Genomic DNA, 22140 nt, shown 5'->3' with positions numbered 1-22140 from the left:
CGTTGCCCGCCGAGGGGGCACACCCATCCGACCCAAACGTTCCAGTGAGGATCACCCAAGAGCATGTCTGAGAAAACACCCACATCCATGGACGTGGCCCAACGCAAGGCCGAGGCCCTGATCGAGGCGCTTCCCTGGATCCAGCGTTTCGCCGGCACCACCATGGTGATCAAGTACGGCGGCAACGCCATGGTCAACGAGGCATTGCGCCGCGCCTTCGCCGAGGACATCGTCTTCCTGCGCCACGTGGGGATCAACCCCGTGGTCGTGCACGGGGGAGGCCCGCAGATCAATTCCATGCTCAGCCGCCTGGGCATCGAATCCGAGTTCAAGGGCGGGCTGCGCGTCACCACCCCCGAAGCCATGGACGTGGTGCGCATGGTGCTCACCGGGCAGGTGCAGCGCGAACTGATCGGATTGATCAACTCGCACGGCCCCTACGCGGTGGGGCTCTCCGGCGAGGACGGCGCCCTGCTGCGCGCCGTGCGCACCGGGACCTACATCGCCGGGCAGCACGTGGACCTCGGGCTCGTCGGCGAAGTGACAGGCGTCAAGCCCGACCAGATCCTGGACCTGCTGGCCGCCGGCAAGATCCCGGTCGTCTCCACCGTGGCCCCGGAGGTCGACGAAAAGGACAACCCCACCGGGCAGGTGCTCAACGTCAACGCCGACACCGCCGCCGCGGCGCTGGCCAGCGCCCTGGGCGCCTCCAAGCTGGTGATCCTCACCGACGTCGAGGGCCTCTACGCCGCCTGGCCCGACAAGTCATCGCTGATCACCTCGCTGGACACCGAGGAGCTGCGCGCCCTGATGCCCTCGCTGGAATCGGGCATGATCCCCAAGATGGCAGCCTGCCTCAAGGCCGTGGACGAGGGCGTGGGCCAGGCCCACATCGTCGATGGCCGCCAACCGCACTCCATGCTGCTGGAGGTCTTCACCTCCGCCGGCGTCGGAACCCAAGTCATTCCCAAGGACAAGGCATGAACGCGATCATTGAGCAAGAAACCGGCGCCCTGAACGCCCTGGCCGGCAGCGAGCTGCTGGCCCGCTACAACCACTCGCTGCTCGGTGTCTTCGGCACCCCGCAGCGGGTGTTGGTGCGCGGGGCAGGCTGCCACGTGTGGGACGCGGACGGCAAGGAATACCTCGACCTGCTCTCCGGGATCGCCGTCAACGCCCTGGGCCACGCCCACCCGCTGGTCACCTCGGTGATCTCCTCCCAGCTGGCAACGCTGGGACACATCTCCAACTTCTTCACCAGCCCCACGCAGATCGCCCTGGCCGAAAAACTGCTGGAAATCAGCCAGGCACCGGCCGGTTCCAAGGTCTTCTTCACCAACTCCGGCACCGAGGCCAACGAGGCCGCCTTCAAACTTGCCCGCCGCAACGCCGGCACCCGGCAGGCCCCCCGCACCAAGATCATTGCCCTGGAGCAAGCCTTCCACGGACGCACCATGGGCGCGCTCGCGCTGACCTGGAAGCAGGCCTACCGCGAGCCCTTCGAGCCATTGCCCGGGGGAGTCGAATGGATCCCGGCCGGCGACATCGAGGCCCTGCGCGCAGCTGTGGACGAGACCACCGCCGCGGTGTTCATCGAGCCCATCCAGGGCGAGGCCGGCGTCATCGAATTCGCCCCCGGCTACCTGCAGGCGGCACGGACGATCACCGCGGAGGCCGGAGCACTGCTGGTCTTCGACGAGGTCCAGACCGGCATCGGCCGCACCGGGGAATGGTTTGCCTCCGCCGGGGTCACGCCCGACGCCATGACCCTGGCCAAGGGCCTGGGCGGCGGCTTCCCCATTGGGGCCATGATCGTCTTCGGCACGCAGGCCACCGGCCTGCTGGCCCCCGGGCAGCACGGGACCACCTTCGGCGGCAACCCCGTGGCCACCGCCGCGGCGCTGGCCACCTTGCACGTCATCGAAACCCAGGGGCTCCTGGACCAGGTGAAGTCCGTGGGGGCCCAGCTGCGCTCCAAGCTTGCCGCGCTGGACTTCGTCACCGCCGTCCGCGGCCGGGGCCTGCTCATCGGGCTGGACCTGGAAGCGGCTGTCGCACCTGCCGTGGTGACCGCGGCACTGGATGCCGGGTTCATCATCAACGCCCCGGGCCCCAACACGCTGCGCCTGGCACCCCCGCTGATCATCACCACCGAGCAACTCGACACATTCGTTGCGGCACTGCCGGCGCTTTACGCCGCCGCCGTTGCCGCCACCAAGGAATAGGACCCGCGACCATGACCAACACCGTTCGCCATTTCCTGACCGACCTGGACCTGACCCAGGCCGAGCAGGGCGAGGTCCTTGACCTTGCCGTGGCCATGAAAAAAGACAAGTACGGATACAAGCCGTACGCCGGCCCGCAGACCGTGGCGGTCTTTTTCGACAAGACCTCCACCCGCACCCGCGTCTCCTTCGCCGCCGGCATCGCCGAGCTCGGCGGTTCCCCGCTGATCATCAACTCCGCCGAATCGCAGCTGGGCCACAAGGAATCGATCTCCGACTCCGCCAAGGTCCTCGAGCGCATGGTCTCCACCATCGTGTGGCGCACCTACGCCCAGGCCGGACTGGAGGAGATGGCACAGAACTCCAACGTCCCGGTCATCAACGCCCTGTCCGACGACTACCACCCCTGCCAGCTGCTGGCCGACCTGCTCACCGTGCGAGAGCACAAGGGCACGCTGGCCGGGCTGTCCATGGCCTACCTGGGGGACTCGGCCAACAACATGGCCAACTCCTACCTGCTGGCCGGGGTCACGGCGGGCATGCACGTGCGCATTGCCGGTCCCGAGGGTTACCTGCCGGCCGCGGAGATCATTGCCGCAGCCGAAAAGCGTGCGGCCGAAACCGGTGGCTCGGTGCTCGTGACCACCGATGCCGCCGCCGCCCTTGCCGGCGCCGACGTGGTCGCCACCGACACGTGGGTCTCCATGGGACAGGAAGACGAGAAGGCCCAGCGCATGGAGCTGTTCCGCGACTACGCCGTGGATTCGGCGGCCATGGCCCACGCGGACAAGGATGCCGTGGTGCTGCACTGCCTGCCTGCCTACCGCGGCTACGAGATCTCCGCGGAGGTCATTGACGGCCCGCAGTCGGTCGTCTTTGACGAGGCGGAGAACCGCGTGCACGCGCAGAAGGCCATCATGGCCTGGCTGCTGGCCAAGTCGGGCCTGGCGGACGTTGCCGGAGTGGACTCCAACCGATGAGCACCCCCGCATCGTTCCAGCCAACAACGAAGATTGCCCGCCAGGCGCGGGTGAGCTCGATCTTGTCCACCCAAACCGTCCGTTCGCAGGCCGAGCTCGTGGCCCTGCTGGCCGAGGACGGGATGGCGGTCACCCAGGCCACGTTGTCGAGGGACCTGGTGGAACTTGGTGCGGTGCGCGTGCGCGGGGTCGACGGCGGGCTGGTCTATGCGGTGCGCCAGGAGGGTGGAGACCGCAGCCCGCAGGCAGGGGTCAGCCAGGAAATCCATGACGCCAAGCTCGCCAAGCAATGCGCCGAACTGCTGATAACCGCCGAGGCCTCGGGGAACATCGTGGTGCTGCGTACCCCGCCGGGGGCCGCAAATTTCCTGGCCCTGTCCATCGACCACTCCACGATGCCGCAGATCCTGGGCTGCATTGCCGGGGACGACACCGTCATGATGGTGACGCGCGAGGTCGACGGCGGCGCCGAGGTCGCAGCCCGGTTCTTGGCATTGGCCGACCCGCAGTAGCCGGCACACCGGATTCCGGGCCCCAGGAGGCAAACTTGGAACCACGCAAGAGAGCGGCGGTGCTTGGCTCGATCCTGCTTGCCCTGGTGCTGCTGGTGATCCTGGCCGGCATCATCATCGGGACGACCGGCATCCTGGCTTCAGGTGCCGTCGGCCCGGATCCTTCCAGTGCATGGAGGGCCGTCGAACCCATGGCGGCTACCGGTCCGTAGGCCCCTTGTGCAACGCAAGCCCTTGTGCAACCATTTTGTTGCACAAGGGCTTTGCATCTTGAGGGGAAACACATGGACACCGAACGACAGGATGCCATCGAGGCAACCATCGACATCACCGCCACCGCGGAATCCGTCTGGGAGCTGGTCAGCGAACCTGGCTGGTTCATCAATGGCGGGGCGATCACACCCCATCGCATCGAAACCAACGGCGCCTTCTCCATCGTCCATGACGCCATCTACGGCCAATTCGAATTCGAGACGGTCACCCTCGAGGCTCCGCGCTACGCGGCCTTCCGTTCGCTGGGCGGGGACGAATGGGACGACCCGGTCCCCAACACGCTCGTTGAGTTCTGGGTGGAAAGCACCAACTCCGGTGCGGTGAGGCTCCGGGTCATGGAGAGCGGATTCGCGGCCTTCGACCAGGACGAACATGCCCGTGTCATCAGCGCCAACACCCGGGGCTGGAATGCCGAGATGCTCGCGGCGCAACGATATTTGAGCGGTAAATGAATGGGCTGCCGGGCGCCGAATCGACACAGCCGATCTTTGCGGCGCTGTCGGATGAGACCCGGCGGCAGGTGCTTGCACTACTAGGAGAGAAGGCGGCCAGTGCGTCGCGACTGAGTGCGCCCCTGGGGATCAGCAGGCAGGCCGTGGCCAAGCACCTGAGGATCCTCGTGGAGGCCGGCCTGGCCCACAGGCGCAGGGAAGGCCGGGAGGTTGTCTTCGAGCTGGTCGTGGACGGGCTGGGGCCGGCAATCGGCTACATCAATGCCCTGGGCTCCGGGGCCGGGGGACCGGACTCGAGCGCCAGCGATTCCCGGTAGTGCCCGGCTTCGGAATACGCGTCGGCGCGCGAAAGGCGAATGCGTCCGGCGCCCGCGAAGTACTTGGGGGGGCTGCCCGCGCGATGCGCGGGCAGCCCCCCAAGGAACCATGCACTGCCAGTGGGTGCGCCGAGGCGCACTACGGTCCGTGGACGAGCTGGCTCTCGGTGCGCGGTGTGTCAAAGGCCTCGCGGAAGGCGGCTTCGACCTCGTCGTTGTATGCAACCAGCACGACCCGGTGGATCGATGTCGAGTGCACGTACAGCTCGAACCACGCGCTGATGGCGTGGGCAGCGATCGAGGCGACGTCTTCCGGGGTCCAGCCGTAGGCCCCGGCGCCGATGGCCGGAAACGCAATGCTGGTGGCTCCCAGCCGCGAGGCGACGTACAAGGAATTGGTGAAGCATTTGTCCAGCGTCTTGGGGTTCGTCTGCCCCACATGGCGGTTGGGCCCAGGGGTGTGGATGACCCAACGCGCGGGAAGATTTCCGGCGCCAGTGGCCAGGGCGAGCCCGGAGGCCAGCCCGTCCGGGTGGGTCGTGGCCCTCAGCTTCCGGCATTCGGCCAGCAGGGACGGGCCCGCCGCCACGTGAATGGCATCGTCAACGCCACCGCCACCAAGAAGGGAGGGATTTGCAGCATTGACGATCGCATCGACCTTTTGTTCGGTGATGTCCCCTCGCACGATGTCGATATGCATTTGTTCGCTCCTGTCAGTGATCCAATACACCTGATAAGCACCACGATACGCGTCAGCCCTGCTCTTGTGGAGGGTCACACAGGGGATTCTCAGGTGTGACTAGCGCAAAGCCGAAAAGGGTGCCAAAAGCCGGGTCTCGGGGGGCTTGTGTGACAGGGGTCGGGCCGGGGGCCGGCCGAGGGGCGGTCACGGTTGTGTACCGATGCGCGCGGGCCCCCTGTCCAACTGCAACCCGTGGCCGTATAGTGCCCGCGGTGCGGGCCGCGGCGGCCGAGGAGGCCTACAGGTATTCCGCGATCACTGCCTCGAACTCGGGCAGGTCGAACATCTTGGCGACGGCGATCGCGTTCTGCGCCCCGAGGCGCGGATCGGCGCCCTTGGAGAGCAGGAGCCGGGCGAGCGGTTCGTTCTTGCGGAACACCGCACAGGTCAGTGCGCCCTGGCCCTTGTCGTTGAGCCGGTTGATGTCCGCGCCGCGCTCGAGCAGGCCTTCAACGATGTCGTTGTGGCCGTTGTAGGCGGCCAGGATCATCAGCGTGTCGCCCTTGGGGTCCGTCAGGTCGGCAGGGATTCCCTGGTCAAGCAGGGTCATCAGCTTCGCGGTGCTGCCCTCGCGGGCCAGGTCGAAAATGGAGTGCAGGAACGCGATCTCTTCGTCGTTCAAGGAATCGGGGGCGCTCGAATCAGTCATATCCAAATCGTACCGGCTGGCGTGGGAGGGATTGGCCCGTGAATGCGGGTTGTGAATATTTATGTAGACTTATGAATAAGTATTAGATCAGTGGTGTTTCATCCGGGGCCGGCACACGGCCCTGCATTAGGATGGGCAATGGATTTGGACACCTCGCGACCCGGCGCCGACACAAGGCGCACGGAAGGATGAACATGGGATCGGCAACAAACGAAGGTGCACTCTGGGGCGGACGCTTTGCGGGCGGCCCGGCCGATGCGCTGGCGGCACTGAGCAAGTCCACGCACTTCGACTGGCGCCTGGCCCGCTACGACATCGCCGGCTCCCGCGCCCACGCCCGCGTGCTGCACACCGCCGGGCTGCTTGACGACGCCGAACTCGCCGGCATGGTCGCGGCACTGGACACCCTCGAGGCCGACGTGGTCTCGGGTGCCTACGTTGCCTCCGACTCCGACGAGGACGTCCATGGTTCCCTCGAGCGCGGACTGATCGAGCGAGCCGGAGCCGCGCTGGGCGGCAAGCTGCGCGCCGGCCGCTCGCGCAACGACCAGATCGCGACCCTGGGCCGCATGTTCCTGCGCGACCACGCCCGCATCATCGCCCGCGGCGTGCTGGCCACCATCGACGCGCTCGTCGAGCAGGCCGAGGCGCACCCCAACGCCGCGATGCCCGGGCGCACCCACCTGCAGCACGCACAGCCGATCCTGCTCTCGCACCACCTGTTGGCCCACGCCTGGGCGATGCTGCGCGACGTGCAGCGCCTGGCCGACTGGGACAAGCGCGCGGCCGTCTCGCCCTACGGCTCCGGCGCCCTGGCCGGCTCCTCGCTGGGCCTTGACCCGAACGCCGTGGCCGCCGAGCTCGGCTTCGACTCCGCGGCGTGGAACTCCATCGACGGGACCGCCGCGCGCGACGTCTTCGCCGAATACGCCTGGGTCGCCGCCATGATCGGGGTGAACCTCTCGCGCATCTCGGAGGAGGTCATCCTCTGGGCCACCAAGGAATTCTCCTTCGTCACCCTCGACGACGCCTTCTCCACCGGCTCCTCGATCATGCCGCAGAAAAAGAACCCGGACGTCGCCGAGCTGGCCCGCGGCAAGGCCGGGCGCCTGATCGGCAACCTGACCGGACTGCTGGCCACGCTCAAGGCACTGCCTCTGGCATACAACCGCGACCTGCAGGAAGACAAGGAACCTGTCTTCGACGCCACCGACACCCTCGAGCTGCTTCTCCCGGCGGTCTCCGGCATGATCGCGACCCTGAAGTTCAACACGCCGCGCATGGCCGAGCTGGCACCGCTGGGCTTCGCCCTGGCCACGGACATCGCCGAGTGGCTGGTCCGCCAGGGCGTGCCCTTCCGCGATGCCCATGAGCTTTCCGGCGCCGCGGTGAAGCTGGCCGAGTCCAAGGGCGTTGAGCTCTGGGACCTGTCCGATGCCGAATACGCGGGCATCTCCGGGCACCTGACCCCCGAGGTCCGCAGCGTGCTGTCCACCGAGGGCTCGCTGAACTCGCGCAGCGCCCAGGGCGGCACCGCACCCTCGGCCGTCGCCTCGCAGCTGGCGGCATTGAAGGACGCACTGGTTCCGGTGCGCGCCTACGCCGGCTGACGCACCCCGATCCACGATCCCCGGGCGGGGCCCACCGAGGGTGGGCCCCGCCTGCGTGATTTTCGCGGGCCTGCCACTACGCATTGGAGATAGGCTGGGGGCATGACCGAGCTCACACAACAGGACCTGACAACCCGGATCCTCGCCGCCTTGTCCACCGCCCGCCAGATCATCGACACCGTGGACGATGCCGCCGCGTCCGGACCCAGCGCGCTGCCCGGCTGGGACCGCGCCCACGTCGTGGCCCACATCGACGGCTTTTCCCGCGCCGCGGCACGCCAGCTGGACACCGCCGGCGCCGAGGAACCCTTCGAGATGTACGACGGGGGAATGGATGCGCGCCACGACGCCATCGAGATGACGGCGTTGATGCGCCCCGACGCGCTGGCGGCCCGCGCCACCGAGTCCCTCGACGCGCTGGAGACCAGCCTCCGCGGGATCAGCGCGGGTCAGTGGCACCTGGCCACAGGGTTCCGCAACGGCACCGTGGAAGACCTCTGCTACGCGATCTGGCGCGAACTGGTCATCCACACCTCGGATCTGGCCCTGTCGAATTCGGTCGCCGACTGGGATCCGGAATTCTGCGCGCACCTCTTCGAGGCGCTCGAGGCCCGGGTGCCCGAATCCCGCCGCTACATCCTCCAGCCCCACGGCGCCCAGCGCATCACCCTGGGCAGCGGGGACGACGCCACGGTGCTCAGCGGCACGGCCTTCGACCTGGCCGCATGGCTGGCCGGCCGCACGCCGCTGGGACCGGTGCAGGCCACCGCCGACGCGGACGGCACCGACCTTCCCGAGCTCGGCCCCTGGCTCGTGAAGCTGAAGGCCACCAACCAGTAACCAGGAAGCAGGCAACCGGGGGCTCCAGGGAGGAAAACGCCGTGGGAACGGGCACGCGGGACGAACTGCTGGCACTGCCATCGATGCAATTGGCCCCGCACCTGCTCGGCGCGCGCGTCTCGAGCTACATCGGCGGGCAGCTGGTGGTGGTGCGGCTGACGGAGGTCGAGGCCTACGACGGGTCCAGGGACCCCGGATCCCACGCCTACCGCGGACGGACCGCCCGAAACGCCGGGCTCTTCGGCCCGCCGGGCACCGCCTACGTCTACTTCACCTACGGAATGCACCATTGCGCCAACGTGGTGTGCGGGGCCGAAGGCACCGCCTCGGCGGTGCTGATGCGTGCCGGCGAGGTCGTCGCGGGCCTGGAAACGGTCCTGGCCCGGCGCGGGCACCCCAGGGGACCGGACGCCAAGCTGCTCAGCGGCCCGGCGCGACTGGCCCAGGGCCTGGGCCTGACCCTGGCCAACAACACATCCGGCTACCGCAATGGCGTGGCCGGGCCCCCGGGTCCGGAGCTGGGCCTGGAGAACCTGTCAGGCTCCCCGCTCCGGTTCCTGGCCGGCCCGCGCACCGGGGTTGCCGGGGCCGGGGGCACCGAGGAGTACCCGTGGCGCTTCTGGCTGCCGGGCGAACCCAGCGTCTCGACCTACCGCCGGGCGGCAGGGCCAAGGACCCGGGCCCGCAGGGACTAGACTTGACGGGTGATTCCAGAGCCTGAAAGCATTAGCGACCTCCTTGACCGCCTGAGCGCCATCGTCCCCGACTACCCCGCGGAGGGTATCTCGTTCAAGGACCTGACCCCGGTGTTTGCCGACCCCGCCGGGCTGCGCCGAATCGTCGACGAGGTCATCGCGCCCTTCGCCGGCCAATTCGACGTCATTGCCGGGCTCGAGGCCCGCGGATTCGTGATGGCCGCGGCCGCCGCCTACGCCACCGGCACCGGAATGATCACCATCCGCAAGGCGGGCAAGCTGCCGCGGCCGGTGCACCGGGATGAATACACGCTCGAATACGGCACCGGAACCCTGGAACTGCACCGCGACGACGTCGCCCCGGGCACCCGGGTGCTGATCCTCGACGACGTGCTGGCCACCGGCGGCACCGTCGGATCCGCGGCCCGGCTGCTGGAAAAGGTCGGGGCCAAGGTCGTCGGTGTCGGGGTGGTCCTGGAGCTCGCGGGCCTGGGCGGTCGCGAGAAGCTCGCCGGCCTGAAGGTCCATTCCCTCCAGCTCGTCTAACCCGCCGGTTGCCCGGCCCGGTCAATTGGCCGGCGCCGCAGAGCGTAAACTGGTCTGTCCACGATTTCGTTACCTCATCGGAGTGCTGAATGCCAGAGTCCACGACCGTTCAACCGGAGCTCGAAGCCGAACGCAACTACGTTTCGATGCTCTACAGCCGCCTTGACGAGCTGCGCGCCGAGAAGGTCGAGCAGCTGACCCGCACCCGCCGCACCGGCCCGCAGGGCTCCATCCAGAACGTGTCCGAACGCGACTCCTTCGCAGCACTCTACGAGGACCGCCTGGCCCAGCTCAACGCCGTGGAGGACCGCCTGGTCTTCGGCCGGCTGGACCTGGACGACGACGCCAACCGGGCCGGGGAGGAAGCAGGATCCCCGCGCTACATCGGGCGCATCGGGATGACCGACGAGGACCTCACCCGGCTGATGGTCGACTGGCGTGCCCCCGAGGCCGCGGCCTTCTACCAGGCCACCGCCCTGCACCGCCAGGGCGTGCGCCGACGCAGGCACCTGATGCTGCGCGGGCGCACCGTGCTGGGCATCGACGACGAGGTCCTGGACACCGATCTCTTCAGTGAAAACGGCAGCCTGCAGGGCGAGGGCGCGCTGATGGCGGCCCTGACCCAGAAGCGCACCGGGCGCATGGGCGACATCGTGGGCACCATCCAGGCCGAGCAGGACCGGATCATCCGCTCCCCGCTGGCAGGGGTGCTGGTGGTCCAGGGCGGGCCGGGCACCGGCAAGACCGCCGTGGCGCTGCACCGCGCGGCCTTCCTGCTCTACGAACACCGCGAACGGCTCAAGAGCGCCGGCGTGCTGCTGGTCGGCCCCTCGAACTCCTTCATGCGCTACATCGAACGCGTCCTGCCCTCGCTGGGCGAGACCGGCGTGGTGATGTCCTCGGTGGGGGAGCTGTACCCCGGGATCCACGCGGTGCCCGAGCACAGCCGCGAGGCCGCCCGCATCAAGGGCAAGGCCTTCATGGCCAAGGTCGTGGCCAGGGCCGTGTCCAACCGCCAGCGGCTGCTGGCCGAGGACCGCCGCGTCGTGGTCGAGGGCACCCGGCTGGTGCTCACCCGCGGTGCGGTGCGCCATGCGCGCGAGAGGGCACGTTCCTCCCGCAAGCCGCACAACGAGGCCCGCGAGATCTTCACCAAGACCCTGGTGCGCGAGCTCGCCGAGCAGCTGCAGCAGGTCCTCGAGGATTCCTCGGGCACCGGCAACGCCGTGGACCGCAGCTATCTTGTCCAGGAAGTGCGCGAATCGCGCGATGTCCGCATCGCGCTGAACCTCTGCTGGATGCCGCTGACCCCGCAGTCGCTGCTCGAGGAACTCTTCGCCAAGGAGCACCTGCTTGCGGCCGCCGCCCCGCAGCTGAATGCCAAGGAGCTCAAGGCGCTGCACCGGGAGCCCGGGGCGCCGTGGACCGAGTCGGACGTCCCGCTGCTGGACGAGGCAGCGGACCTGCTGGGCGATTTCAAGGCAGTGGGCAACAAGGACGCCGGGGTCGAGGCGCAACTGAAGCGCGATGTGGAAAACGCCGAGGCGACCCTGCGCAACGTCAACGAGATGCTCTTCAACGCCGGCATCGACGGACTGGTCGATGCCGAGGACCTGGCCGCCATGAACCAGGAGACCGAGGCACGCCAAACCGCAGCCGAGCGCGCGGTGGCCGACCGGAACTGGGCCTACGGGCACGTGGTGGTTGACGAGGCCCAGGAACTTTCCCCGATGCAGTGGCGCCTGCTGATGCGCCGTTGCCCGCTGAAGTCCTTCACCGTGGTCGGGGACATCGCCCAGACCTCCTCGGCCTCCGGCGCCAACAGCTGGGCCCAGGCCATGAAGCCGTTCGTGGCCGAGCGCTTCACGCTCGAGGAACTGACCGTCAACTACCGCACCCCCATGCAGATCGCCGAAGCCGCAACCCGGGTCGCGCACGCCGCGGGGCTGACCATCTCCACGCCCAAGGCCGTGCGCGAGGGCCAGTGGCCGCCGCTGGTGGACCGGCTGGCTCCCGGCCGGCTGCTGGCCAAGCTGCACGAGGTGCTGCCCGGCGAGGTGGCCATTGCCGACGGCGGCCTGTTGGCAGTCATCGTGCCGGAACCTCGCCTGGCACAGGTGCGCGCCGCAGTGGTTGGGCAGTTCGGCCGCCGCGTGGGGACAGGCTCCGGCGGACTAAGCCAGGACATCGTGGTGCTTGGCGCACGCGAGGCCAAGGGCCTGGAGTTCGACGTGGTGCTCGTGATCGAACCGCAGGAACTGATCGACGAAGTCGAGGGAAGCGTCGGCGACCTGTACGTTGCCATGACCCGAACCACCCAGCGGCTGCGGATCCTGGCCGAGGGCGCGATCCCGGCGGGCATTGACACGGAAGCGTAATCCGGCGCGGAGACTGCTAATTTAGTAGGGTGTCTGAAATTGAGCAGAATCCCGCACTGGTGGGACAAAGTAATGATCCGTCGTTTGCCAACATCTGGCAGGAGCTGAAGTGGCGTGGCCTGGTCCACGTGTCCACCGATGAGGCCGAGCTGGAAAAGGTGCTCTCCGAGGAGTCCATTACCTATTACTGCGGTTTCGACCCCACCGCGCCGTCGCTGCATCTGGGCAACCTGGTCCAGTTGCTGAACATGCGCCGCCTGCAGCTGGCCGGCCACAAGCCCCTGGGCCTGGTCGGCGGCTCCACCGGCTTGATCGGTGATCCGCGCCAGACCGCCGAGCGGGTGTTGAACACCAAGGAAACCGTGGCCGAGTGGGTCGGCAAGCTGCAGGCGCAGGTCGCCCGCTTCCTGTCCTTCGAGGGCGAGTCCGCCGCGCGCATGGTCAACAACCTGGACTGGACCGCGCAGCTGAGCGCCATCGACTTCCTGCGCGAGGTCGGCAAGTACTTCCGCGTGGGCACCATGGTCAAGAAGGAAACAGTTGCCGCGCGGCTGAATTCCGACGAGGGCATCAGCTACACCGAGTTCAGCTACCAGGTCCTCCAGGGCTACGACTACCTGAAGCTGCACCAGCTGTACGGCTGCTCCCTGCAGACCGGCGGCTCGGACCAGTGGGGCAACCTCACCAGCGGCACGGACCTGATCCGGAAGGTTGAAGGCAAGAGCGCCTACGCCTACGGCACGCCGTTGATCACCAACTCCGACGGCACCAAGTTCGGCAAGTCCGAAGGCAACGCCATTTGGCTGGATGCGGAGATGTGCAGCCCGTACACCTTCTACCAGTTCTGGCTCAACACCGCCGACGCCGATGTTGCTGCGCGTTTGAAGATCTTCACGTTCCTGACACGTGCGGAGATCGAAGCCCTGGAACAGGAGGTCGCCGATCGTCCGTTCGCACGCAAGGGACAGAAGGAGCTGGCATACCTCGTAACCTCATTGGTTCACGGCGTCGAAGCCACCGAAAAGGTCATTGCCGCTTCGGCTGCTCTTTTCGGACAGGGCGAGTTGCGCGACATGGACGAGGCAACGTTGCGTGCGGCGACCCAGGAGCTGAACAGCACCACCGTCGACGGTGAAGAACTGGACATCATCTCCGTCTTGATGGCATCGGGACTTTCGGAATCCAAGTCGGCTGCACGCCGAACGGTCAGCGAGGGCGGTGCGTACATCAACAACGTGAAGTACTCGGACATCGATTCGGTGGTTAGCCGGGACGATCTCTTGCACGGCCGATACCTCTTGGTTCGCCGCGGAAAGAAGAATCTGGCCGTTGTTGAAGTCGCGTAATTAGGCGACGTATTACCGGGTTTTTTTGAAGGCAATAAACCGGGGTGAGGGAAGTGCTGTGGATCACGGCAACGACCTCGCCCCGGTTTTTCGTTATTTGGGTGCGGAATCGTTCAAAATCCTCTTGATTACGGGGGATTCCACGGCTGTTGGGTGCAGGAACCTACGATTTGCCGTGCCCGGAAAACCTGTGTATTGTTTTCTAAGTCGCCGCGGCCAAGGCAAGCGAAAAGCTTCCAGCCGCGAATGACAAACATTCTTCTAACAACGTTGATTCGTTGAAAGAAATCATGTGTTTATCGAAATGAAAATCAGCGGAAAGCCGATTTGACATCGCGAAGAACATGTATTAAATTATTACACATCACCCCGGAAGAAACACCGACTGATCATTTGATCGCACGGATGCCGAACCGGGAGCTGTCTGTTGTTTGAGAACTCAATAGTGTGCCAAATTTGTTGATACCAATTTATTTATTTTATTGGTGAATGGTTTCAGGGTCCGCACCCCCGTGTGGATGCCTGGGGCAATTTGCCGGGATTTTTTTACTTGGTGCAACCCGCAACCCTTTTTCCAGGGTCGTGTTGGTTGTGTCTGTATTTTTTTACGGAGAGTTTGATCCTGGCTCAGGATGAACGCTGGCGGCGTGCTTAACACATGCAAGTCGAACGATGACCCCCAGCTTGCTGGGGGGATTAGTGGCGAACGGGTGAGTAACACGTGAGTAACCTGCCCCTGACTTCGGGATAAGCCTGGGAAACTGGGTCTAATACCGGATATGCACCGTGGACCGCATGGTCCTTGGTGGAAAGACTTGTTGGTCAGGGATGGACTCGCGGCCTATCAGCTTGTTGGTGAGGTAATGGCTCACCAAGGCGACGACGGGTAGCCGGCCTGAGAGGGTGACCGGCCACACTGGGACTGAGACACGGCCCAGACTCCTACGGGAGGCAGCAGTGGGGAATATTGCACAATGGGCGAAAGCCTGATGCAGCGACGCCGCGTGAGGGATGACGGCCTTCGGGTTGTAAACCTCTTTCAGTAGGGAAGAAGCGAAAGTGACGGTACCTGCAGAAGAAGCGCCGGCTAACTACGTGCCAGCAGCCGCGGTAATACGTAGGGCGCAAGCGTTATCCGGAATTATTGGGCGTAAAGAGCTCGTAGGCGGTTTGTCGCGTCTATCGTGAAAGTCCGAGGCTCAACCTCGGATCTGCGGTGGGTACGGGCAGACTAGAGTGATGTAGGGGAGACTGGAATTCCTGGTGTAGCGGTGAAATGCGCAGATATCAGGAGGAACACCGATGGCGAAGGCAGGTCTCTGGGCATTAACTGACGCTGAGGAGCGAAAGCATGGGGAGCGAACAGGATTAGATACCCTGGTAGTCCATGCCGTAAACGTTGGGCACTAGGTGTGGGGGACATTCCACGTTTTCCGCGCCGTAGCTAACGCATTAAGTGCCCCGCCTGGGGAGTACGGCCGCAAGGCTAAAACTCAAAGGAATTGACGGGGGCCCGCACAAGCGGCGGAGCATGCGGATTAATTCGATGCAACGCGAAGAACCTTACCAAGGCTTGACATGTGCCAGACCGCCGTGGAAACACGGTTTCCCCTTTGGGGCTGGTTCACAGGTGGTGCATGGTTGTCGTCAGCTCGTGTCGTGAGATGTTGGGTTAAGTCCCGCAACGAGCGCAACCCTCGTTCCATGTTGCCAGCGCGTAAAGGCGGGGACTCATGGGAGACTGCCGGGGTCAACTCGGAGGAAGGTGGGGACGACGTCAAATCATCATGCCCCTTATGTCTTGGGCTTCACGCATGCTACAATGGCCGGTACAATGGGTTGCGATACTGTGAGGTGGAGCTAATCCCAAAAAGCCGGTCTCAGTTCGGATTGGGGTCTGCAACTCGACCCCATGAAGTCGGAGTCGCTAGTAATCGCAGATCAGCAACGCTGCGGTGAATACGTTCCCGGGCCTTGTACACACCGCCCGTCAAGTCACGAAAGTTGGTAACACCCGAAGCCGGTGGCCTAACCCCTTGTGGGAGGGAGCCGTCGAAGGTGGGACCGGCGATTGGGACTAAGTCGTAACAAGGTAGCCGTACCGGAAGGTGCGGCTGGATCACCTCCTTTCTAAGGAGCAACTAGCACCAGGCAGGCACGCCAAAGCGCGTGTTGTGCGGGTGTTCAGTGCTGCTCGCATCCACCACTTGTGTTGGTGGGCGAGTGCTCAAGGGTGGAATATCAACAAATCATGGCTGTTCATGTTGTGGTTGCCGTCTCCAGTACGCTCGCTTGCGGGTTGGAAGAGGATGGTGGCTGCGGGGTGGATGGTCTTTTGGCACACTGTTGGGTCCTGAAACAACAGGCCCCGGCGTTTTCGCTGCCCCCTTTGCGGGGTGCGCGGAGGGCCGGGTTTTGTTTTTTCAGTGTTCCCGCGCATGGCCTAAGCCGACACGGTCCCCCTTTTTTGCGGGGTGTGTGGGTGGTGGGTGTGACGGGGTTGTTGTTTGGGAACTGCATAGTGGACGCGAGCATCTTGTGAAACAGGATTGGCCGATGCCCTTTTGGGTTGTTGGCCGGTTTGTTTGTTTTGCAAAGCAATTTCTTATGATAATGAATCTTGGTGCACATGCCCTCGGGTGTGTGTTTCCTTGGTTCTTTCGATTGTAATGTTTTAGCTCATGTAAAATTTTTGACCCTTGTTTGTGGTCAAGTTTTTAAGGGCGCACGGTGGATGCCTTGGCATTGGGAGCCGAAGAAGGACGTGGGAATCTGCGATAAGCCTGGTGGAGTCGATAACCGGACGTTGAGACCAGGATTTCCGAATGGGGAAACCCCATGCGGTGTCATGCCGCATGACCCGCAGCTGAACACATAGGCTGCGTGGAGGGAACGCGGGGAAGTGAAACATCTCAGTACCCGCAGGAAGAGAAAACAAAAGTGATTCCGTTAGTAGTGGCGAGCGAACGCGGATGGGGCTAAACCGAGCCATGTGTGATAGCCGGCGGGCGTTGCATGGTCGGGGTTGTGGGACTTTTACATACCAGTTCTGCCGGACTGGTGAAGTGAGGTGCGGGCGCATAGGCGAATCGGCTTGAATGCCGGACCATAGAGGGTGAGAGTCCCGTAGTGCGAATGCGTTCCGCCGCTTTGTGAGAGCATCCCAAGTAGGACGGGGCCCGAGAAATCCCGTTTGAATCCGCCAGGACCACCTGGTAAGCCTAAATACTACCCAATGACCGATAGCGGACAAGTACCGTGAGGGAATGGTGAAAAGTACCCCGGGAGGGGAGTGAAATAGTACCTGAAACCGTGCGCTTACAATCCGTTGGAGCCTCCTTGTTGGGGTGACAGCGTGCCTTTTGAAGAATGAGCCTGCGAGTTAGTGTTACGTCGCGAGGTTAACCCGTGTGGGGAAGCCGTAGCGAAAGCGAGTCTGAATAGGGCGAGTCAGTGGCGTGATCTAGACCCGAAGCGAAGTGATCTACCCATGGCCAGGTTGAAGCGCGTGTAAGAGCGCGTGGAGGACCGAACCCACTTCAGTTGAAAATGGAGGGGATGAGCTGTGGGTAGGGGTGAAAGGCCAATCAAACTTCGTGATAGCTGGTTCTCCCCGAAATGCATTTAGGTGCAGCGTTGCGTGTTTCTTGCCGGAGGTAGAGCTACTGGATGGCTAATGGGCCCTACAAGGTTACTGACGTCAGCCAAACTCCGAATGCCGGCAAGTGAGAGCGCAGCAGTGAGACTGTGGGGGATAAGCTTCATAGTCGAGAGGGAAACAGCCCAGAACGCCAACTAAGGCCCCTAAGCGTGTGCTAAGTGGAAAAGGATGTGGAGTTGCGAAGACAACCAGGAGGTTGGCTTAGAAGCAGCCACCCTTGAAAGAGTGCGTAATAGCTCACTGGTCAAGTGATTCCGCGCCGACAATGTAGCGGGGCTCAAGCACACCGCCGAAGTTGCGTCATTCACATATTTGGCAGGCCTTCGTGGTCCAGCCGTGTGGATGGGTAGGGGAGCGTCGTGTGGGCAGTGAAGTCGCGGTGTAAACCAGCGGTGGAGCCCACACGAGTGAGAATGCAGGCATGAGTAGCGAATGACGGGTGAGAAACCCGTCCGCCGAATGATCAAGGGTTCCAGGGTCAAGCTAATCTGCCCTGGGTAAGTCGGGACCTAAGGCGAGGCCGACAGGCGTAGTCGATGGACAACGGGTTGATATTCCCGTACCGGCGAAAAACCGCCCATATTGACCTGGTGATGCTAACCACCCCAAGTGCCCACCATCCTTCCTTCGGGAAGGGTACCGGGTGTGCGGCGTGGGACCCGAACCAGGGAGGTAAGCGTATTAACAGGTGTGACGCAGGAAGGTAGCCGAGCCAGGCAATGGAATTGACCTGGTCCAAGGATGTAGGGCGAGTCATAGGCAAATCCGTGACTCATGATGCCTGAGACCCGATAGGCGCCCCCCTCGGGGGGTGATTCGGTGATCCTATGCTGCCAAGAAAAGCATCGACGCGAGGTTTTAGCCGCCCGTACCCCAAACCGACACAGGTGATCAGGTAGAGAATACTAAGGCGATCGAGAGAATCATGGTTAAGGAACTCGGCAAAATGCCCCCGTAACTTCGGGAGAAGGGGGGCCTGCCCCGTGATGGAACCTTGCGTTCCGGAGCGGGTGTGGGCCGCAGAGACCAGGGGGAAGCGACTGTTTACTAAAAACACAGGTCCGTGCGAAGTCGCAAGACGATGTATACGGACTGACTCCTGCCCGGTGCTGGAAGGTTAAGAGGACCGGTTAGCCCCTTGTGGGCGAAGCTGAGAATTTAAGCCCCAGTAAACGGCGGTGGTAACTATAACCATCCTAAGGTAGCGAAATTCCTTGTCGGGTAAGTTCCGACCTGCACGAATGGAGTAACGACTTCCCCGCTGTCTCAACCATGAACTCGGCGAAATTGCACTACGAGTAAAGATGCTCGTTACGCGCAGCAGGACGGAAAGACCCCGAGACCTTTACTATAGTTTGGTATTGGTGTTCGGTGCAGCTTGTGTAGGATAGGTGGGAGACGTTGAAGCCAGGACGCCAGTTCGGGTGGAGTCATCGTTGAAATACCACTCTGGCTGTACCGGTCACCTAACTTCGGCCCATGATCTGGGTCAGGGACAGTGCCTGATGGGTAGTTTAACTGGGGCGGTTGCCTCCTAAAGAGTAACGGAGGCGCCCAAAGGTTCCCTCAGCCTGGTTGGCAATCAGGTGTCGAGTGTAAGTGCACAAGGGAGCTTGACTGTGAGAGCGACAGCTCGAGCAGGGACGAAAGTCGGGACTAGTGATCCGGCGGCACGTTGTGGAACGGCCGTCGCTCAACGGATAAAAGGTACCTCGGGGATAACAGGCTGATCTTGCCCAAGAGTCCATATCGACGGCATGGTTTGGCACCTCGATGTCGGCTCGTCGCATCCTGGGGCTGGAGTAGGTCCCAAGGGTTGGGCTGTTCGCCCATTAAAGCGGTACGCGAGCTGGGTTTAGAACGTCGTGAGACAGTTCGGTCCCTATCCGCTGCGCGCGCAGGAAATTTGAGAAGAGCTGTCCTTAGTACGAGAGGACCGGGACGGACGAACCTCTGGTGTGTCAGTTGTACTGCCAAGTGCACCGCTGATTAGCTACGTTCGGAAGGGATAACCGCTGAAAGCATCTAAGCGGGAAGCCCACTTCGAGATGAGATTTCCACGCCACCTCGTGTGGCGAGAGGCCCCCAGCCAGACCACTGGGTTGATAGGCGGGATGTGGAAGCGAGGACCAAAGACTCGTGAAGCTGACCCGTACTAATAGGCCGACAACTTCAACCACAAACACCACAGCACCTTGCGGGGTGGGTGGCAAGATACGCTGCGTCCACTATGCGGTCCCGAAACAACAACCCATTGTTTTTCGCGGAACCACAACAACAACAACCACTATTGTGGTCGTAACCCGATTTTCACCACCCCCGGCACCGCCGGGGCGTGCGTGGCTAGAGTTACGGCGGTCATAGCGTGGGGGAAACGCCCGGTCCCATACCGAACCCGGAAGCTAAGACCCACCGCGCCGATGGTACTGCACTCGGGAGGGTGTGGGAGAGTAGGTCACCGCCGGACAACTTGTCCCGGAACCCCCAGGCCCCTGGCTTGGGGGTTCCGATGTTTAAGCATCCTTAATAACGCCAAAAACGTGGTTTGGCACCGAAGAAGCCATCGTCTAATTGCCACAGCGCCTTTTTGAGCGCGTTTGGTGAATATTCTGAATGTAGATCTGCCTATTCCTGCGCTTATGCTTCCCGGCGCATGGTCGTTTACGCCGTAGCATCGCGAACTCTAAAAAACTGTGCTGGCAAGGGCGGATGTCATCAACGAAAAGCGGAGTGCCACCAAATGATGTGTGTGACGATAGCTGCCACAACCCAAAGTAACTCTCACCTCAATTTGTATGCCCTGGCCGGAAACCAGTTTCCGCGTTAGGTGAATCAATTCATCTGATTGTTCGGGGGGCTCTGCGCTTTTGATCCCGAGCGGTCTTTCGCATACATGTGATTGGCAATTTGGCTCCATAAGGGCCGAGTGGACGAGTATTCCTCGAGATGGTTGGCATTCTGTTGCCGTAGTATGGATCAGTTGCGTTGCGCACTATTGGTGTAAATCACGGAGGCGACTGGGTACCCTCGACTAAGATAGATGCAGGCGTTCAATGCCCTGGTGAGGGCAAAAAGATTTTAGCGTGGGCTTCCGTGAGATGCGGAGGTCCACTGATTCATGCGTGGGGTCCAAAACTGAAGACCCTTTTGAGAGGAACACATCTAGTGTCAAACGAAAACAAGGGCTTCGGGTCGAAGGACAACCGCGACCGGAATGATTCTAAGTCGAACAACAGCGGAGGCTTCCGTCGCGGTGGCGACGATCGCAATGCGGGTGGTTTCAAGCCGCGCGAAGACCGTGGTGGATTCCAGGGCGGCGACCGTCGAGAAGGCGGCTTCAAGCCCCGCGAAGATCGCGGTGGATTCCGTGGCGGCGATGACCGTGGCGGTTTCAAGCCCCGTGAAGACCGCGGTGGATTCCAGGGCGGCGACCGCCGTGAGGGCGGCTTCAAGCCCCGCGAAGACCGTGGAGGATTCCGCGGCGGCAACGACCGTGGAGGATTCCAGGGTGGCGACCGTCGCGAAGGCGGCTTCAAGCCCCGCGAAGACCGTGGCGGATTCCAGGGTGGAGACCGCCGAGAAGGCGGCTTCAAGCCCCGCGAAGACCGTGGAGGATTCCGCGGCGGCAACGACCGTGGAGGATTCCAGGGTGGCGACCGTCGCGAAGGCGGCTTCAAGCCCCGCGAAGACCGCGGTGGATTCCGTGGCGGCGATGACCGCGGTGGCTTCAAGCCCCGCGAAGATCGCGGTGGATTCCGCGGCGGCAACGACCGCGGTGGTTTCCAGGGTGGCGACCGTCGTGAAGGTGGCTTCAAGCCCCGTGAAGACCGCGGTGGATTCCGTGGCGGCGACGATCGCCGTGAAGGTGGCTTCAAGCCCCGTGAAGACCGCGGTGGATTCCGTGGCGGCGACGATCGCCGTGAAGGCGGCTTCAAGCCCCGGGAAGATCGCGGTGGATTCCGCGGCGGTAACGACCGCGGCGGTTTCCAGGGTGGCGACCGTCGCGAAGGCGGCTTCAAGCCCCGCGAAGACCGCGGTGGATTCCAGGGTGGCGACCGTCGTGAAGGTGGCTTCAAACCCCGCGAAGATCGCGGTGGATTCCGTGGCGGCGATGACCGCGGCGGCTTCAAGCCCCGTGAAGACCGCGGCGGTTTCCGTGGCGGCGACGATCGCCGTGAAGGCGGTTTCAAGCCCCGCGAAGATCGCGGCGGTTTCCAGGGTGGAGACCGTCGTGAAGGCGGCTTCAAGCCTCGCGAAGACCGTGGAGGATTCCGCGGCGGCAACGACCGCGGCGGTTTCCGTGGCGGCGACGATCGCCGTGAAGGCGGTTTCAAGCCCCGTGAAGACCGCGGTGGTTTCCGTGGCGGCGACGATCGCCGTGAAGGCGGCTTCAAGCCTCGCGAAGATCGCGGTGGATTCCAGGGTGGGGACCGTCGTGAAGGCGGTTTCAAGCCCCGCGAAGATCGCGGCGGTTTCCGTGGCGGCGACGATCGTCGTGAAGGCGGCTTCAAGCCCCGCGAAGACCGTGGAGGATTCCGCGGCGGCAACGACCGCGGTGGTTTCCAGGGTGGAGACCGTCGTGAAGGCGGCTTCAAGCCCCGCGAAGACCGTGGCGGCTTCAAGCCCCGTGAAGATCGCGGTGGGTTCAAGCCTCGTGAAGACCGTGGCGGATTCAAGCCGCGCACCAAGACCAGCACTGCTGACCTCGAGGCGCTGCGCGACGAAGAGACCGCACGCCGTAACCACAACCCGGCAGACCTGCGTAGCTCGAACAGCCCGGAACGTGGCCGTTCCCCGGAAATCGATGATGACGTAACCGGCAAGGAACTTGACCGCATCACCCGTGCGGAACTGCGCTACCTTGACGATACGAACAACGAATGGGTTTCCAAGCACCTGGTCATGGCCGGCCGC

At 63.6% G+C, this 22140-nt stretch carries 16 protein-coding genes and 3 rRNA genes; 16 read left to right on the top strand and 3 right to left on the bottom strand.

Going from position 1 to position 22140, the window contains the following annotated elements; translation table 11 throughout:
* Positions 1-63: 63 nt before the first annotated feature.
* From argB to JOF46_RS17035, 7 genes are all read left to right on the top strand, one after another.
* Positions 64-984, top strand: coding sequence for an acetylglutamate kinase (gene argB, locus JOF46_RS17065; RefSeq protein WP_209909204.1), 921 nt, complete (start codon positions 64-66; stop codon positions 982-984).
* On the top strand, positions 981-2225 hold the full coding sequence (locus JOF46_RS17060) for an acetylornithine transaminase (protein WP_209909201.1): 1245 nt from the start codon (positions 981-983) through the stop codon (positions 2223-2225). The genes argB and JOF46_RS17060 overlap by 4 nt, the downstream gene beginning before the upstream one ends.
* An 11-nt stretch (positions 2226-2236) precedes the next feature.
* Positions 2237-3205 (top strand): ornithine carbamoyltransferase, encoded by a 969-nt coding sequence (gene argF / locus JOF46_RS17055; protein ID WP_209909198.1) that lies wholly within the window; start codon positions 2237-2239, stop codon positions 3203-3205.
* Positions 3202-3717: an arginine repressor gene (locus JOF46_RS17050; protein WP_209909195.1), complete on the top strand. Its 516-nt coding sequence runs from the start codon at positions 3202-3204 to the stop codon at positions 3715-3717. Before argF ends, JOF46_RS17050 begins: the two co-directional genes overlap by 4 nt.
* A 35-nt stretch (positions 3718-3752) precedes the next feature.
* Positions 3753-3929: a hypothetical protein gene (locus JOF46_RS17045; RefSeq protein ID WP_209909193.1), complete on the top strand. Its 177-nt coding sequence runs from the start codon at positions 3753-3755 to the stop codon at positions 3927-3929.
* A gap of 72 nt (positions 3930-4001) precedes the next feature.
* Positions 4002-4442 (top strand): SRPBCC family protein, encoded by a 441-nt coding sequence (locus JOF46_RS17040; protein WP_209909190.1) that lies wholly within the window; start codon positions 4002-4004, stop codon positions 4440-4442.
* Positions 4439-4759: an ArsR/SmtB family transcription factor gene (locus JOF46_RS17035; RefSeq protein ID WP_209909187.1), complete on the top strand. Its 321-nt coding sequence runs from the start codon at positions 4439-4441 to the stop codon at positions 4757-4759. Before JOF46_RS17040 ends, JOF46_RS17035 begins: the two co-directional genes overlap by 4 nt.
* Before the next feature lie 139 nt (positions 4760-4898).
* On the opposite strand, the gene JOF46_RS17030 is transcribed toward JOF46_RS17035, so the two are convergent.
* A complete protein-coding gene (locus JOF46_RS17030) occupies positions 4899-5459 on the bottom strand; it encodes an O-acetyl-ADP-ribose deacetylase (RefSeq protein ID WP_209909184.1) in 561 nt (186 codons plus the stop codon).
* A 280-nt stretch (positions 5460-5739) separates the two neighbouring features.
* Positions 5740-6150 (bottom strand): ankyrin repeat domain-containing protein, encoded by a 411-nt coding sequence (locus JOF46_RS17025; protein WP_209909181.1) that lies wholly within the window; start codon positions 6148-6150, stop codon positions 5740-5742.
* 194 nt (positions 6151-6344) lie between these two features.
* Between JOF46_RS17025 and argH the strand changes: the two genes are divergently transcribed.
* The 9 genes from argH to rrf all read left to right on the top strand — a co-directional run bounded on the left by argH (position 6345) and on the right by rrf (position 19693).
* Positions 6345-7760 (top strand): argininosuccinate lyase, encoded by a 1416-nt coding sequence (gene argH / locus JOF46_RS17020; protein ID WP_209909178.1) that lies wholly within the window; start codon positions 6345-6347, stop codon positions 7758-7760.
* 102 nt (positions 7761-7862) lie between these two features.
* Positions 7863-8600 carry a maleylpyruvate isomerase family mycothiol-dependent enzyme gene (locus JOF46_RS17015; RefSeq protein WP_209909175.1) on the top strand — a complete coding sequence of 246 codons (738 nt, stop codon included), beginning with the start codon at positions 7863-7865 and terminating at the stop codon, positions 8598-8600.
* Between the two features lie 41 nt (positions 8601-8641).
* Positions 8642-9295 (top strand): DNA-3-methyladenine glycosylase, encoded by a 654-nt coding sequence (locus JOF46_RS17010; RefSeq protein WP_342592489.1) that lies wholly within the window; start codon positions 8642-8644, stop codon positions 9293-9295.
* 9 nt (positions 9296-9304) lie between these two features.
* Complete coding sequence (locus tag JOF46_RS17005) at positions 9305-9841, top strand: adenine phosphoribosyltransferase (RefSeq protein WP_209909170.1); 537 nt, start codon at positions 9305-9307, stop codon at positions 9839-9841.
* A gap of 89 nt (positions 9842-9930) precedes the next feature.
* Complete coding sequence (locus JOF46_RS17000; protein WP_209909167.1) at positions 9931-12219, top strand: HelD family protein; 2289 nt, start codon at positions 9931-9933, stop codon at positions 12217-12219.
* Positions 12220-12248: 29 nt separating this feature from the next.
* A complete protein-coding gene (gene tyrS / locus JOF46_RS16995) occupies positions 12249-13565 on the top strand; it encodes a tyrosine--tRNA ligase (protein ID WP_342592488.1) in 1317 nt (438 codons plus the stop codon).
* Between the two features lie 604 nt (positions 13566-14169).
* Positions 14170-15695 (top strand): 16S ribosomal RNA (locus JOF46_RS16990).
* A gap of 577 nt (positions 15696-16272) precedes the next feature.
* A 23S ribosomal RNA gene (locus tag JOF46_RS16985) occupies positions 16273-19405 on the top strand.
* A 171-nt stretch (positions 19406-19576) separates the two neighbouring features.
* Positions 19577-19693: ribosomal RNA gene (gene rrf / locus JOF46_RS16980) — 5S ribosomal RNA — on the top strand.
* Together the 16S, 23S and 5S rRNA genes form the textbook arrangement of a ribosomal RNA operon.
* Before the next feature lie 701 nt (positions 19694-20394).
* Here the strand turns inward: rrf and JOF46_RS16975 are convergent.
* Positions 20395-21972 (bottom strand): hypothetical protein, encoded by a 1578-nt coding sequence (locus JOF46_RS16975; protein ID WP_209909164.1) that lies wholly within the window; start codon positions 21970-21972, stop codon positions 20395-20397.
* Positions 21973-22140 lie beyond the last annotated feature (168 nt).

This window comes from Paeniglutamicibacter psychrophenolicus, assembly GCF_017876575.1.
GTDB lineage: Bacteria > Actinomycetota > Actinomycetes > Actinomycetales > Micrococcaceae > Paeniglutamicibacter > Paeniglutamicibacter psychrophenolicus.
Note: the sequence above shows the minus strand (reverse complement) of the source record. Positions and strands in the feature narration are given on the sequence as shown.

What these genes read in the sequence shown, in the direction of transcription:
- JOF46_RS17030 (WP_209909184.1), bottom strand. Translation starts at nt 5,459, where the DNA reads ATGCATATCGACATCGTGCGAGGGGACATCACCGAACAAAAGGTCGAT.
- argF (WP_209909198.1), top strand. Translation starts at nt 2,237, where the DNA reads ATGACCAACACCGTTCGCCATTTCCTGACCGACCTGGACCTGACCCAG.
- JOF46_RS17040 (WP_209909190.1), top strand. Translation starts at nt 4,002, where the DNA reads ATGGACACCGAACGACAGGATGCCATCGAGGCAACCATCGACATCACC.
- JOF46_RS17015 (WP_209909175.1), top strand. Translation starts at nt 7,863, where the DNA reads ATGACCGAGCTCACACAACAGGACCTGACAACCCGGATCCTCGCCGCC.
- JOF46_RS17035 (WP_209909187.1), top strand. Translation starts at nt 4,439, where the DNA reads ATGAATGGGCTGCCGGGCGCCGAATCGACACAGCCGATCTTTGCGGCG.
- JOF46_RS17060 (WP_209909201.1), top strand. Translation starts at nt 981, where the DNA reads ATGAACGCGATCATTGAGCAAGAAACCGGCGCCCTGAACGCCCTGGCC.
- argH (WP_209909178.1), top strand. Translation starts at nt 6,345, where the DNA reads ATGGGATCGGCAACAAACGAAGGTGCACTCTGGGGCGGACGCTTTGCG.
- argB (WP_209909204.1), top strand. Translation starts at nt 64, where the DNA reads ATGTCTGAGAAAACACCCACATCCATGGACGTGGCCCAACGCAAGGCC.
- JOF46_RS17000 (WP_209909167.1), top strand. Translation starts at nt 9,931, where the DNA reads ATGCCAGAGTCCACGACCGTTCAACCGGAGCTCGAAGCCGAACGCAAC.
- JOF46_RS17025 (WP_209909181.1), bottom strand. Translation starts at nt 6,150, where the DNA reads ATGACTGATTCGAGCGCCCCCGATTCCTTGAACGACGAAGAGATCGCG.
- JOF46_RS17050 (WP_209909195.1), top strand. Translation starts at nt 3,202, where the DNA reads ATGAGCACCCCCGCATCGTTCCAGCCAACAACGAAGATTGCCCGCCAG.